We start from the raw sequence: 12,733 nt of genomic DNA, 5'->3' as shown, positions 1-12,733 counted from the left end.
CTATATTTTGAACTTGGTAATCATGGTGTAACCCACGTAACCAGAAGCGATGCTAATGGCTAAATAGGTGATTCCCATTACGGCAAAAGTACCGAAGGCCACCATGGAACCTTCGTTCTTTTTGGATTCTTCAATACCGTGTTGCACAGTGGTAATGAACTTGATAAAGGTCACGACTGCGGTGATGAACAGCAATAAGCCAAGACCTTGTTTGACGTAATTGCCTGTTACCGACATCATGCTTTTGGAACCGTCACCGATGTTGTCCGCATCAGAAATTTTAGGGAACCAGTTATCTGCCAATAACACAGGCGCATAAAAAAGATTGACAGCTCCCAGGTAGAGCGTGCGAAGCGTTGTTTTCATGTTGTCTCCTTAACGAATAACACTAAAATGAAAATCATCAGGCCAATGACAAGCCTGACCATTCGAGAGCCGAAGTTCAGTAAGTATCCTTGTTGCTGTTTTTCCTCGGTTCCCATCATGTGGTTGACGCACCACATCACCGCTAAAATCACCAGGCTTATGGCAATAAAACGGATACTGCTGGAAAAGACTTGGGCTGAGGTGTTGTTGCTGGCTTGTTTGAATGTTGAAGCAAACATTCTCGCTATTTCGTCTTTACTCATTAGGGTTTCCTCACAAAATCCATTTCTAATGGTTTAATTTTTCGAGGGGCAATGATGGGCTGGTTGATATAGTCAATCAGACCGTTGCGGATGTTTAGCAAATCCTCTCTCAATCCTGCGTGATGTTGTCCTTGCAGATCTTCAAATCCCTCTATTTGCAATTGGATACGAGCGTTAGGTGTTATTTGTGTTTGCGCTTCATCAAGCAAAGGCATGATGGCGTTAATCTGATTAATAATCCGTACCAGCGTTTCATTTAAATCAGGGTTATTCGCTGAGCATTGCAGGCTTATTATCATTAAGATCAGGCATAATATTCGTTTCATGGTTTCTCCCTATAAGTATTTCTTAAAGCGGCTGGCCGTCATGGCAACCATTAATCCCATCAATAAACTGACAGGTACAAAGACATAAGCAGGGGTGATGCTGACGGGTAGGGCAAGCCACAGCATGAGTAAAATCACAAGTCCCTTTTTTAAAAAGTGATTCAGCCTGTGGAACACGTAAGAGGATTCACGACCTAAACAAGCAGTGCGTATCGCTCTTTGATTTAGACCGTCAACCAGACCTGCAATCATGGTTAAAGCAAATAAGGGCAAGGCAGCGAATAGGATAATGAGTTTGATTAAAAGGCATTGGCTGCTTAATAAAAGGATCTGCAAGAATTGTTGTGATTTTTCGATTAAGTCCTTGACAAGATCATTGATGGCCAATTTGTTTAAATAGGGAATGACTAATGCCCAATCCGGTTTGGCATTTAAAGGAAGGACTGCCAGAAGGGAGCCTTGATAAACAGGAGTAATGGCCTCTCTTTGAGTGTTTACAAGGATATTCACTTGTTCAAAAGCGAGGGCGTAGCCATGCAGCATCCATTGGCTCAATACCCAGATAATAATTGCTAACCAACCTAAGAATAGCACTATGGTTAATTGCATGGTCAGTTGTCTTGAATATTGTTTTACTGCCATACAGCCCCCTCAGCAATGATTAAGGGGTAATGTTGTTCGTGAAGGTATGCAAGCAATGGATCAACATTGACAGGCAGTAATGGTAATTTGAATTTTTCTTGCAAAGCGACAATGGTTTCAAAGTCATTGACGTTGGTAATGAATCCTGTGGCTTGCATGGATTTTAATTCTTCTTGATGCTGCTCTAACCATTGAATCGATGCTTTATCCGCACCTATGACAAACAAAGGCATGTTTAATAAAGTGGTATCCAATGTTTTGCGGCTGACTTTGCCTGCGGTGGCTTTGCTTTTGGCTGGGACGCCTATTGGGCTAGACAGATTTAATTTTAATGACGTATCACTTTGTGACAGTGTTAAAGGAATGACATTCATGCTATGAACATTCAACGCGACCAACAGTAAGAGCAGAATCCTAATCATTAAAATCTCCCTAAATCGACGACTTGGGAGTTTTTACCGTTGGCTATTAGCAGTAATGGGGTTTGTTTCTTGGTGAGCGATAAGCCTTCAAATTGTTGGTTGCCAGGGGTTAGCGTGATTTGCTGACTGGTCACTAATTGAATGGGGATCTGATGTCGATTCGCCCACAGTTGTATGGCGTTATTGTCCATATCCAGAAACAGCAGGTTAAATTTTGTATTGGGAGTGCGGTTAATCGCGTCAATCAGTTGCAATACAATGGTGGTAACAGCATCGTCAGGTCTTACAAATAAGTAGAGTGTTTCACCTGCTTTTAATTGAATAGGCTGATGAGCATAAGGTGAGTAAGGGGAGGGATCAAAATCGCCAACCACGGGTACGTCTTTAAATAGTTCGTTATAGGCCTTATAAAAAGCATTATTCCAAGCTATGTTTTGCGCGACCTTTTGCGCTTCTTGAAGGGCAGCAAGTTCGGCGAAATGCGCACGTTCAGTATCATTTCTTGCATTAAGTCCAAGAATATCAACAGGGGTCATACGCAGATCTTTGTAGTAAATACTGCTTCTACTTTGCATTAATTGCAGATAACGTTTTTCTTCTGTTTCACTTAATCCCCAAACTTTGGCTTCTTGTTTTTGAGTATCATTCAGTTGAAAATCCTTTTCCTCAATTACTTCATCATGAAATTCACCAAGACCCGCTTTTGCCAAGGCATTGTCGGCTTGCTGCATGGGTGGGGTGGCAATGCCAGGGATATACAAACCAGCGATGGCCTGCTGGCCTAATAACAGGCTTAGAGCGATGGCAGACAATTTATTCATTGCCCACCTCTTGTTGAGTCAAATGGATCAGGGCATGGGCTTGATCTGCATTCTCAAATTCGATAGTTTGCTTGGCAAAATTGATATCTAGGATTTTCCATCCGGCTAGGGAATCCCCTTTCCCTAGGGCTTGGGTTTTATAATCGTAAGCAACCGATGCGACTGAAACTTCCTGTACGCTGTCTATGCTTAAAACTCTAAAAGGAAGTTCGCTTGCTGGCAGCATTTTAATAGGCTGCTTTTGGCTATCTAAATGTTTCAGCAATTCTTTAATGCCATCGAGTTGGTTTTTAATAGCAGCTTGTTCGGTTGAAAAAATATCACCCAATTGATGGTCGTCTTTGTTTTGCATTTGTTGGATGAAATCCCCAAGCTGTTTGATATTGTCAGTAATAGGAGAAAGATCGGGTTGTTGGGTAGGTTTATTTAATTGCGATTGAATGGTTATAAGTTTTTGTTCCAGACCATTCAGATTGTTATTATTGATGGATGAAGATTGGTGTTTTACACACACAAACACAATCACCAGAATATTTAAAACAACCAGGCCAAGCCATTTGGCATCCAGAAATTTCTTCATTGTGCTCTCCTTGCATTAAGACTGAAATTGATTTCTCTTAAGAGGTCATCCTGCTTGAGGCTAAACAGGGTTTTCCCAACCAATACGGTCAGTCCGTCCGCTATGGTTAAAGGACCGAGGTTTCTAGTGACTTGGGGTAGGGGTTGTTGGATGATTTGTTTAAGGCTTCCGCTTTGCTTATCTTGGGGAACAAGATGGTAGCCTGAATAACGAAGCCAATATTCAACCGCTTCACCTATCGTTTGAACTGAGCTTGGGAAATGAATCTGCTGGACTGTTTTAAGCGGATTTATCTGTGCTGCCAGGGGTTGATTATTCACGGTAGCATAACGTCCAACCTGGGTGATATTAGCAGCTTGTATTTGCATGCTGCTTAGGGCTAAAAGGCCAATAATGGTTGTTCTCAACATAACTACTCCTATTCTTGATTTGGCTTGTTTTCTTGGTCTAATTTTTGAATGTATTTGCGGATAAAGACTTCTTTGCGATCGATATCGATTTCGCTGGGTGCTCTGACACCAATTCCTATCAGGCCATTTTTTTCATAAAGAACAGTGATTTTGATTTTGCCTTTATTGATGAATATTTCTTCACCAATTTTGCGGTCTAGGATCAGCATGATTTTTTCTCCTTAACTGAGGGACTGGTTAGCTTTTCCATCATCTCTTTGATGTGGGATTTAACGATTTGTGGATCGGTTCTTTTATAGTTTTCGGGTTTAGCCCGCAGAGATTCTTCTCTTGCCTTAATACTTTTTTGAATGCTGATGCAAAGTTCTACAAAGACAGGGATAACGGGAGGGCGTTGTTGCGTTCTTTTGATTTTTTCCACTGCAAAGGTTAAGACCTGGCTATCAAATTCTTTGATGCTGTCAGACCATTCCAGCTTGGCAGCTTCAAGGGCTTTTTCATTGTTATAGGCAGAAAGCCATAAGGCACCATAAATGGCATTAAATCTTAAGAACAAAGTATCTACCCGTTTGTCATACGTTTCTTGTTGAACTGAAGTTGAGGACGTTGTTTCCTGTTTGGGGTTCGTCTTCAAAGTTGATGCTGAAGCTGGATTCTTTGCAGGATTCAGCGAGAATATCTGCGGCTGATTTTTTTCTATAACTTGTTTGAGTGTTTGCATGGCCTTGCTCCTGTTTTCTTACGGGTAAAAGTTCATCATTCCAGCATTGTTGGGCTAGCCAATTGGCTGGAAACTTCCATTTAGGAACCCACTCGCCACAGAGCTCCATGTCTAAACGGTTTTCAATTTGCGCTTGCAGAGCATCTATCATCTGCCTAAATTGAGTTTCATCGGGCTTGAGTTTATAAAACTCCTGGAATGCCCTGGTCTCATCCTGCTTCTGTGGATAAAGTTCCCAAAATTTTTCAAATTGGGCGCGCACATACACACACAAATTTTCTGAGTTATGAGGTGTGTCGGGTTTTGTGTTTTCAACTGTGTTGGATTTTTTAGAAAAATCATCGTAACTTGATGATTTGTAATTCTTTTTTATGTTCTGGTTTGTGTCGGGTTGCTGTGTCGGGTTTGTGTCGGGTTTATTTTGGACAGAAATATCCGTATCAACTAAAAGGCATTTTACAATCAGGTTCATGCCTATGGACTCAATCTTGATTAAACCAGCTCTCTCCAGCGCATAGATGATTCTTCGCAATTGTTGACGACTAGGACTACCGGATTGTTGAAAGCCTTGATGAGGCTCAATATATAAAGCCTCAGCGAGTTGCTGATAACTGATTTTTCGTTTAACCCCAACCAGAAAGGTTTCCCTATCCATATAAGGTCGAATCCCCAGCAAGTAGGTCGATTGCTGGATATAAGGCAATCCCATCAGTGCGGATAATTCGTTAGTAGTAACAAACAAAAATCCCATTTTCTTATTCATCCATCTAAAAACACTGTTCCAAATTCAGTGTTTGCAATATCAAATAATTTCATTTAGTATCAATCAATAACACGAAACGTGTTGTTGATAACCCATTGTAAATAAGCACTTTTTAGTGTCAATGGGCTATTTCCGTTTGATATCAAATGAACCTAAATGAACATGAAAAAAATTATAGGCAGTAGGATTACGCAGGCTAGAAAAGCGAATGGGTTGACGATTAAGATATTGGCAGAGAGAACAGGATTTGGCGCTGCCAGGATTGGGAATTGGGAGCAGGGTACGAGAAGCCCAGGACCTGAAGAGGCTTTAGTTCTATCCAAAGAGTTGGTTGTTGCTGCTTCTTGGTTGCTTGGTATTTCTAATGACCCACATGGAGAGTGGATGGATCATGTTATATTTGAATATTAAGATCGCTTTTAATGCAATCTGAGTTTGGCAAAGTTGAAGGCAATCAACGACGTCTTCTAGATATTGGCGATAGCCATTCGGGGCTCGTTGTGGTGTCTCAATCAAACCGTAGCGTTCATACAGACGAATGGCAAACAGGATAAATCATTATGCTAGGCCTAACCCCTGTGAATTCACAATCCATCAAAGATCTTTATGAATTTACTGTGACTCCAAACGGAACGAACAGTGTTTTCCCATTGATTTGTACTTGGGCAAACATTTTAATAAATCCTACTTTGTTGGGCTCTATATGAAATAGTAATTCAGGTCCTCCTCGTTCCGTATTATTTGTAGGTTCCTTGCCCATAGGATGAACATGAGTTACTGTTTTAAAGTCCTCATTAAAACCAACGATATGAGCATAAGCACCCATAATGGGTTCTAGGGTATGAACTGGGTTTTCCTTTGCATCGGTGATATCAATTTTGCCCATGACTGCTTGACCGACGTGCAATGGTGTTTTATCAAAGGACAATTTAAAATGGTAGCCATCAACAGTACTTTCAAATAATAGTTGTCGATGAATATGATTTTCCAATTTCTTTTTGGTTTTTGGGGAAGGTAAATCAGCAACTACATATTCTTGGGTTTTTGTATTAGTCGGTATCAGATCAGCCCATGCTCGATAGGAGGCACGTTTAAGAGTAGGTTGCCATTCAAATTGATAGATGCCTGGTTTCGTTGTTTCGACTGGATGGACATGACTGTAGTCAAGGAGGTTATCATCGATAATCAACAAATGAATCTTTTGTGTATGTGCCTCAATAAGATCGTTTAAGGTGATTGGTTTATTGTTTTTTGTGTCAATGAGTTTGATTAACACCAGTTTCTTGTCTTTTTTATCAATTATCTTTTGAATAGATAATTGCATGGTATTTTTTGATTTCAAAGAATGTGTTGCTTGATTTTTCATCATGCGCTGATTAGGCTTTTCGGAAAAAGCAGTAGGATAATATAAGTTAATGAATATCAAGCTCATTAGAGTGATGGCAAATTTTTTCACAATATTTTCATCTCCAAGAAAACCAATAGGTTTTAAATAATTTCTTATAGTTATATTTTGAATGCTATTTATTTTAATCAGTAAATAGAATGATATCATGATTGTCTTTTTAAGACAGGGATTAAATAAAAGTAGAGGTATCCTAAATATTTGTTTGGTAACTTCATTCTCTAGGTTATTGAGAAGTTACAATTTAAACATGTAAAAACACCCAAATAAAGTTAAACTAAAAAAGTATATTTGCAAGCTAGGGGTAAGTTAAGGGATGCGTATTTATTTTTATTTAGTTATTACATGGATGAACCTCATGGCTTATGAAGCTATGGCATCATCCTCTTTTACTTTCAAGGATGCTTTGGCCATTGCGTATCGAAACAATCCTGAGTTACAAGCAGAAATAGATAAAGCTCGGGCCATGCGTGGGTACTTTGTACAAAGCGGGCTTTACCCTAATCCACAGCTTACCTTAACTGCCGAGAATTTTGGCGGATCTGGCAGTTATTCCAGTTACGAATCTGCTGAAACTACGGCATCAGTGACACAGCCTATTCCTTTAGGTAATCGTTTATCTTATTTGAAAAAAGCCAGCTATGCAGATTATTTAGCCTCATTGGCACAAATTCAAGTCCAAAAAGCAGCGATTTATATGGCTGTTGGTGGCGCATATGTTGATGCATTGTATGCCGGACAATGGCACCAAGTAACTAAAAAGCTTATTTCACTCAATGAGAGTATCGTTAAAGCAATTGAGCGGCGTGTTAAAGCAGGTGCGGGAGCTGAATTGGATTTACGTTTAGCTCAAATTCGATTGGGTGAATCGCGCATTCAAGAAAAAAAAGCGGCACGTGATGCACTGTCACAACGTGCTAAATTGGCTCGTTTATTAGGTGTCGGGTTAAAGGTGGATCAACCATTAGTAGATAAAGGGCTACCTGATGTTACATTAAATTGGTCAGTGCTTTTAAAAAAATTACCTCAAAGCCCGCAATTGATACAAATGCAACAGAAACTAAAAGCCAAACGAGCAACCATTACAGCAGTTAAAAAATCCGTTTGGCCCGATTTAAACATTCAATTGGGCGCTCGTCATTTTTCTGATGATGGAAGCAATGCTGCGGTGATGTCGGCTTATGCACAAGTTCCTGTTTTTGATCGCAATCAGGGGAAAATCATGACAGCGGAAGCGCAATTCACGCAAACTGCGCGTGAATATCAGGGAACAAAGCTCGATATACGTCAAATAGCATATACTGTATTTTTACAAGCCCAACAAAATCATTATGAAGCAGAATTAGTAACCAGTACTTTGTTACCCCTTGCTCGTAAATCAATAAAACTCGCTCAAGATGGCTATCAAATGGGACGCTATACCTACATTGAATTATCCACGGCCTTAAATGCTTTGTATGAAGAAGAACGACACTATCAACAGGCACATGCAGATTATCATAAAACATTAATTCAACTTACAGGGCTTTTAGGTCTTCATCCTACCAAGGAGAGTAAATGAATCTATTAAAACCAGTCAGTTTCTTCCTGCAACTTGTTGTTTTCCTGCTGGGAATAAGTTCTTTTTCGCTTTGGGCGGAAGAAACAACTCATGCTACAGAAGAAAATAGTCATCAAGAAACCATGGAAAAAGGACCTCACGGAGGCCGTTTGTTTAAAGATGGGGATTTGGCCTTAGAGTTTCTAATTTTTGAGCGAGGGATGCTACCTCATTTTAGAGCCTACCTTTATAAAAATGGAGAAATGATTTTGCCACAAAAGGCAGAATTAATTGTAGCATTTACTCGATTTGGTGGAAAAAAAGAGCAGATTACTTTTATTCCTGTGGAAAATTTTTTACAAAGCAACCAGATCATTGAAGAACCTCATTCTTTTGATGTAACAATTCAATTAAATAGTTTTGGAAAACAATTGAGTTGGCATTACTCCACGTATGAAGGGCGAGTAAAAATTGCTCCCGCTATTCTTAAAGCAGCGGGGATAGAAACAGCAGTTGCCCAAGAGCAAACGATAAAAACGCAATTAAATGCTGTAGGTAAAATTGTTACTAATCGTGATACTTCAGCGCCTATTTATGCACGTTATTCGGGAATTATTAAAGCAATGAATAAAAATTTAGGCGATGAAGTGACAAAAGGGGATGTGTTGGCAACGATTGAAAGTAATGAGAGTTTGCAAAATTACGAAATAAGGTCACCCATAACGGGAACGATAGTACAAAAATATGCAACCAATGGTGAGTTTGCCCAAAACACCAAACCTATTTTTGAGGTAGCCAATTTAGTTACTGTTTGGGCTGATTTTACCTTATATCGCAAGGATGCCCCTTTAGTGAAGCCAGGTATGGAAGTCATTGTGACTGGTGATGAAGGAAAGCCTAAATCTGTGAGCACCATTACCTACATTTCACCCTTGGGTGTTGAGGACAGTCAAACCACATTGGCACGTGCTGTTCTTAATAATGAAGCTCGCATCTGGCTTCCTGGTATGTATGTGAATGGCGCTATCGTGATTAAAGAGAAAACAGCCCCTGTTGCAGTACTTCTTTCTGCACTCCAACAAATGGGCGAACAAGATGTAGTTTTTGTTCAGCAAGGCGATTATTTTGAAGCCACTCCAGTTAATCTGGGTGAAAAAGATAAGCAATGGGCAGAAGTGATTTCGGGATTGGATGCAGGGCAGCGCTATGTGAGCAAAAATAGTTTTTATATCAAAGCAGAAATAGGCAAAGAAGGCGCAAGCCATGACCACTAAGGAATAGTGATGCTTGAAAAAATCATACGTTTTTCTTTAAAACACCGTTGGTTTGTTCTTTTATTTACATTCATTATCGCAGTACTAGGCGTTTACAATTTTCAACGCCTTCCCATTGATGCAGTCCCTGATATCACCAATGTGCAAGTACAAATCAACACACAAGCCTCAGGTTACTCGCCTTTTGAGGTGGAGCAACGCATTACGTTTCCTATTGAATTGGCCATGAGTGGTCTGCCTAATCTTGACTATACCCGTTCTTTATCGCGCTATGGCTTATCGCAAGTGACCGTTGTTTTTAAAGATGGGACGAATATTTATTTTGCACGACAGCTTATTAACGAACGTTTACAGGAAGTCAAAGATAAATTACCACCAGAAGCAGAAACAACATTGGGTCCTATTTCCACAGGACTTGGTGAGATTTTTATGTATACCGTGACTAACAAAGCAAATACTCCAAAAAATCAACGTTATAACCCAACTGAGCTACGTACAATACAAGATTGGATAATCAAACCCCAGTTGCGGAATGTAGAAGGAGTGGCAGAGGTCAACACGATTGGTGGGTATGAAAAGCAGTTTCATATTACTCCCGATCCGACCAAATTGGTGCGTTATGGTCTGAGTTTAAATAATGTTGTTGAAGCACTTGAACGCAATAATGCTAATGTTGGAGCAGGTTATATTGAACGAAATGGCGAGCAAAATCTTATTCGTGTACCAGGCCAAGTAAAGAATATTGCCGACATAGAAAACATTGTGGTGGCAAACTTTGAGGGAACTCCTGTTCGAATTCGTGATGTAGCAGAGGTGGCTCTTGGCAAGGAGCTAAGAACGGGCGCTGCAACGGAAAATGGTGATGAAGTCGTTTTAGGAACTGTGTTTATGCTAATGGGCGAAAACAGTCGTACCGTGTCTCAGCGCGTTGCTGCAAAAATGAAGGAAATTAATAAATCATTACCCGAGGGAGTCGAAGCGGTCACGGTATATAACCGGACATTGCTCGTTAATGCCACCATTAATACTGTGAAAAAGAATCTACTTGAGGGTGCTTTATTAGTATGCGTTATCTTATTTCTCTTTCTGGGAAACGTTCGCGCCGCGCTCATTACGGCGATGGTCATTCCATTATCCATGCTGCTGACTATCACTGGTATGGTGACTAATCAAATCAGTGCCAACTTAATGAGTTTAGGTGCACTTGATTTTGGTTTGATTGTCGATGGTGCGGTTATTATTGTTGAAAATTGCATCAAGCATTTAGGAGAGCAACAGCATGCTCTACAGCGAATTTTAAACCTTGAAGAGCGTTTAAAGACCATTGCTTATGCTACCACTGAAGTGATTCGACCTAGTATTTTTGGTGTTTTTATTATTACTGTGGTTTATTTGCCTATTTTAACCTTAACAGGTGTTGAAGGAAAAATGTTTTTGCCCATGGCAGAAACCGTCATTATTGCACTTTTGGCATCGATGCTGTTTGCCTTAACGTTTGTACCGGCTGCTGTCGCTATTTTTTTGCGAGGACGCATACAAGAGAAAGAAAATCGACTGGTTCATTTCCTTTCTATAGGTTATGCCAAAGTAATAAGACGGTGCTTTCATGCACGTAGGAAAGTGATTGGGGCAGCAGTTGTTCTGGTTATTATCAGTCTTATTCTTTCATTTCGTTTAGGTGGGGAATTTATTCCTAGTCTTGATGAGGGGGATATTGCTATGCATGCTATGCGTATTCCTGGAACCAGTTTAACTCAGGCCATTGCTATGCAAGATTTAGTTGAAAAACGCGTGCGGCAATTTCCTGAAGTAAAACGTGTGTTTGCCAAATTGGGGACCGCAGAAGTTGCTACTGATCCCATGCCGCCTAATGTGGCTGATACATTTATTATGCTCAAGCCACGTAACGAATGGCCTAATCCTAAGAAAAGCAAACAACAACTTGTACAAGAAATTGAGCAGGCTGTGAAACAAATTCCAGGAAATAATTATGAATTTACCCAGCCGATTCAAATGCGCTTTAATGAATTAATTTCAGGAGTTCGAAGCGATGTCGCAGTGAAAGTGTTCGGTGATGATATGCCTACTTTATTAAAGACTGCGGACGCAATTAGTGCAGAGCTTAAAAAAGTACCGGGTGCTTCTGATGTGAAAGTCGAACAAGTCAGTGGGTTGCCGCTTCTGACCATAGAAATCAATCGTGATGCATTGGCTCGTTACGGTCTACAAATTGGTAATGTCCAAGACGCTATAGTCATTGCTGCAGGGGGGAAAAAAGGTGGAGAATTGTTTGAAGGTGACAAGCGATTTGATTTAATCGTGCGCCTGCCTGAGGCATTACGTACAAGCCCTACTGTTTTAAGGCAAGTGTTTATTCCGTTACCTCTTGCAAAAGACGGAGAGCGTCATTTTATTCCATTGAGTGAAGTTGCTAAAATGGTACGCAGTGAAAGTCCCAATCAAATCAGTCGTGAAGTGGGTAAACGTCGTGTAGTAGTCACTGCAAATGTGAGGAACAGGGATTTAAGCTCTTTTGTTAATGAAGCAAAGCAGCGTATTGAGCAAAAGGTTAAGATACCTAGTGGTTATTGGATAACCTGGGGTGGTCAATTTGAGCAGCTGCAATCGGCATCGCAACGACTACAAATCGTGGTGCCCATAACTTTATTGGGTATTTTTCTACTCTTATTTATGAGTTTTGGGAACGCACGTAATGCATTACTAGTATTTTCTGGTATTCCCTTGGCTTTGACTGGAGGCGTTTTTGCTTTATGGCTGCGAGGCATTCCACTTTCAATTTCAGCAGGAGTAGGATTTATTGCTTTGTCAGGAGTCGCTGTTTTAAATGGTTTGGTGATGATTACGTTCATCAATAAGCTACGCGAACAGAAGAAATACTATTTAAAGGATGCGGTGTTGCAAGGATCTCTAGCTCGTCTTCGTCCAGTATTAATGACTGCACTGGTCGCATCATTAGGCTTTGTCCCCATGGCATTAGCTACGGGTACAGGCTCTGAGGTACAAAGACCTCTGGCCACTGTGGTTATTGGTGGAATTATTTCTTCCACGTTTTTGACATTACTGGTATTGCCAGGGTTGTATTATATATTTCATGAGCGGCGCAAGAAGCAAGGTCTTAAGCAAGAGATCACAGAGTGATGTGTATCAGACGATGTTCTTGTGATGCTTCATTCATTACA

Annotated in this window: 17 protein-coding genes; 5 read left to right on the top strand and 12 right to left on the bottom strand. The window is 40.4% G+C overall.

The window, feature by feature from the left end:
• Genes Lpar_RS16355 through Lpar_RS16305 form a run of 11 tightly spaced genes read right to left on the bottom strand, consistent with a single transcriptional unit; the run spans position 1 to position 5,302 of the window.
• Complete coding sequence (locus Lpar_RS16355; protein WP_011213425.1) at positions 1-366, bottom strand: hypothetical protein; 366 nt, start codon at positions 364-366, stop codon at positions 1-3.
• Positions 363-629, bottom strand: a complete 267-nt coding sequence (locus tag Lpar_RS16350; protein WP_011946090.1) for a hypothetical protein — start codon at positions 627-629, stop codon at positions 363-365. The genes Lpar_RS16355 and Lpar_RS16350 overlap by 4 nt, the downstream gene beginning before the upstream one ends.
• Entirely contained in the window at positions 629-955 is a 327-nt protein-coding gene (locus tag Lpar_RS16345) for an RAQPRD family integrative conjugative element protein (RefSeq protein WP_011946091.1), read from the bottom strand. Before Lpar_RS16345 ends, Lpar_RS16350 begins: the two co-directional genes overlap by 1 nt.
• A gap of 9 nt (positions 956-964) precedes the next feature.
• The gene (locus Lpar_RS16340; RefSeq protein ID WP_011946092.1) at positions 965-1,597 is read right to left on the bottom strand and encodes a TIGR03747 family integrating conjugative element membrane protein; all 633 of its coding nucleotides are present in this window, start codon (positions 1,595-1,597) and stop codon (positions 965-967) included.
• Positions 1,588-2,019: an integrating conjugative element protein gene (locus Lpar_RS16335; RefSeq protein ID WP_011946093.1), complete on the bottom strand. Its 432-nt coding sequence runs from the start codon at positions 2,017-2,019 to the stop codon at positions 1,588-1,590. The genes Lpar_RS16340 and Lpar_RS16335 overlap by 10 nt, the downstream gene beginning before the upstream one ends.
• On the bottom strand, positions 2,019-2,840 hold the full coding sequence (locus Lpar_RS16330) for a TIGR03759 family integrating conjugative element protein (RefSeq protein ID WP_011946094.1): 822 nt from the start codon (positions 2,838-2,840) through the stop codon (positions 2,019-2,021). Before Lpar_RS16330 ends, Lpar_RS16335 begins: the two co-directional genes overlap by 1 nt.
• The gene (locus Lpar_RS16325; protein ID WP_011946095.1) at positions 2,833-3,420 is read right to left on the bottom strand and encodes a hypothetical protein; all 588 of its coding nucleotides are present in this window, start codon (positions 3,418-3,420) and stop codon (positions 2,833-2,835) included. Before Lpar_RS16325 ends, Lpar_RS16330 begins: the two co-directional genes overlap by 8 nt.
• On the bottom strand, positions 3,417-3,830 hold the full coding sequence (gene pilL2 / locus Lpar_RS16320; RefSeq protein WP_011946096.1) for a PFGI-1 class ICE element type IV pilus protein PilL2: 414 nt from the start codon (positions 3,828-3,830) through the stop codon (positions 3,417-3,419). The genes Lpar_RS16325 and pilL2 overlap by 4 nt, the downstream gene beginning before the upstream one ends.
• Positions 3,831-3,838: 8 nt before the next feature.
• Positions 3,839-4,039 (bottom strand): carbon storage regulator, encoded by a 201-nt coding sequence (locus Lpar_RS16315; RefSeq protein ID WP_011946097.1) that lies wholly within the window; start codon positions 4,037-4,039, stop codon positions 3,839-3,841.
• A complete protein-coding gene (locus Lpar_RS16310) occupies positions 4,033-4,386 on the bottom strand; it encodes a hypothetical protein (protein ID WP_011946098.1) in 354 nt (117 codons plus the stop codon). The genes Lpar_RS16315 and Lpar_RS16310 overlap by 7 nt, the downstream gene beginning before the upstream one ends.
• Before the next feature lie 16 nt (positions 4,387-4,402).
• The gene (locus Lpar_RS16305) at positions 4,403-5,302 is read right to left on the bottom strand and encodes a hypothetical protein (protein WP_011946099.1); all 900 of its coding nucleotides are present in this window, start codon (positions 5,300-5,302) and stop codon (positions 4,403-4,405) included.
• Positions 5,303-5,470: 168 nt separating this feature from the next.
• On the opposite strand from Lpar_RS16305, the gene Lpar_RS16300 reads away from it, so the two are divergent.
• Both Lpar_RS16300 and Lpar_RS19590 read left to right on the top strand, forming a co-directional pair.
• On the top strand, positions 5,471-5,725 hold the full coding sequence (locus Lpar_RS16300; protein WP_011215153.1) for a helix-turn-helix domain-containing protein: 255 nt from the start codon (positions 5,471-5,473) through the stop codon (positions 5,723-5,725).
• Between the two features lie 11 nt (positions 5,726-5,736).
• The gene (locus Lpar_RS19590) at positions 5,737-5,868 is read left to right on the top strand and encodes a hypothetical protein (RefSeq protein ID WP_256388347.1); all 132 of its coding nucleotides are present in this window, start codon (positions 5,737-5,739) and stop codon (positions 5,866-5,868) included.
• A gap of 50 nt (positions 5,869-5,918) precedes the next feature.
• On the opposite strand, the gene Lpar_RS16295 is transcribed toward Lpar_RS19590, so the two are convergent.
• Entirely contained in the window at positions 5,919-6,770 is an 852-nt protein-coding gene (locus tag Lpar_RS16295) for a hypothetical protein (protein ID WP_027264605.1), read from the bottom strand.
• A gap of 265 nt (positions 6,771-7,035) precedes the next feature.
• On the opposite strand from Lpar_RS16295, the gene Lpar_RS16290 reads away from it, so the two are divergent.
• The 3 genes from Lpar_RS16290 to Lpar_RS16280 are packed head-to-tail and all read left to right on the top strand — an operon-like array spanning position 7,036 to position 12,692.
• Complete coding sequence (locus Lpar_RS16290; RefSeq protein WP_027264606.1) at positions 7,036-8,280, top strand: TolC family protein; 1,245 nt, start codon at positions 7,036-7,038, stop codon at positions 8,278-8,280.
• A complete protein-coding gene (locus Lpar_RS16285; RefSeq protein ID WP_011946102.1) occupies positions 8,277-9,533 on the top strand; it encodes an efflux RND transporter periplasmic adaptor subunit in 1,257 nt (418 codons plus the stop codon). The genes Lpar_RS16290 and Lpar_RS16285 overlap by 4 nt, the downstream gene beginning before the upstream one ends.
• Before the next feature lie 9 nt (positions 9,534-9,542).
• Positions 9,543-12,692 (top strand): efflux RND transporter permease subunit, encoded by a 3,150-nt coding sequence (locus Lpar_RS16280; RefSeq protein ID WP_011946103.1) that lies wholly within the window; start codon positions 9,543-9,545, stop codon positions 12,690-12,692.
• Positions 12,693-12,733 lie beyond the last annotated feature (41 nt).

The organism is Legionella parisiensis (genome assembly GCF_001467945.1).
GTDB lineage: Bacteria > Pseudomonadota > Gammaproteobacteria > Legionellales > Legionellaceae > Legionella > Legionella parisiensis.
This window is presented reverse-complemented; position numbering and strand designations above follow the sequence as displayed.

Bases quoted from the DNA above. Each gene is read 5' to 3' on its own strand.
- Lpar_RS16280 (WP_011946103.1), top strand. From the start codon at position 9,543: ATGCTTGAAAAAATCATACGTTTTTCTTTAAAACACCGTTGGTTTGTT.
- Lpar_RS16290 (WP_027264606.1), top strand. From the start codon at position 7,036: ATGCGTATTTATTTTTATTTAGTTATTACATGGATGAACCTCATGGCT.
- Lpar_RS16335 (WP_011946093.1), bottom strand. From the start codon at position 2,019: ATGATTAGGATTCTGCTCTTACTGTTGGTCGCGTTGAATGTTCATAGC.
- Lpar_RS16340 (WP_011946092.1), bottom strand. From the start codon at position 1,597: ATGGCAGTAAAACAATATTCAAGACAACTGACCATGCAATTAACCATA.
- pilL2 (WP_011946096.1), bottom strand. From the start codon at position 3,830: ATGTTGAGAACAACCATTATTGGCCTTTTAGCCCTAAGCAGCATGCAA.
- Lpar_RS16350 (WP_011946090.1), bottom strand. From the start codon at position 629: ATGAGTAAAGACGAAATAGCGAGAATGTTTGCTTCAACATTCAAACAA.
- Lpar_RS16325 (WP_011946095.1), bottom strand. From the start codon at position 3,420: ATGAAGAAATTTCTGGATGCCAAATGGCTTGGCCTGGTTGTTTTAAAT.
- Lpar_RS16355 (WP_011213425.1), bottom strand. From the start codon at position 366: ATGAAAACAACGCTTCGCACGCTCTACCTGGGAGCTGTCAATCTTTTT.
- Lpar_RS16315 (WP_011946097.1), bottom strand. From the start codon at position 4,039: ATGCTGATCCTAGACCGCAAAATTGGTGAAGAAATATTCATCAATAAA.
- Lpar_RS16300 (WP_011215153.1), top strand. From the start codon at position 5,471: ATGAACATGAAAAAAATTATAGGCAGTAGGATTACGCAGGCTAGAAAA.
- Lpar_RS19590 (WP_256388347.1), top strand. From the start codon at position 5,737: ATGCAATCTGAGTTTGGCAAAGTTGAAGGCAATCAACGACGTCTTCTA.
- Lpar_RS16345 (WP_011946091.1), bottom strand. From the start codon at position 955: ATGAAACGAATATTATGCCTGATCTTAATGATAATAAGCCTGCAATGC.
- Lpar_RS16305 (WP_011946099.1), bottom strand. From the start codon at position 5,302: ATGGGATTTTTGTTTGTTACTACTAACGAATTATCCGCACTGATGGGA.
- Lpar_RS16285 (WP_011946102.1), top strand. From the start codon at position 8,277: ATGAATCTATTAAAACCAGTCAGTTTCTTCCTGCAACTTGTTGTTTTC.
- Lpar_RS16330 (WP_011946094.1), bottom strand. From the start codon at position 2,840: ATGAATAAATTGTCTGCCATCGCTCTAAGCCTGTTATTAGGCCAGCAG.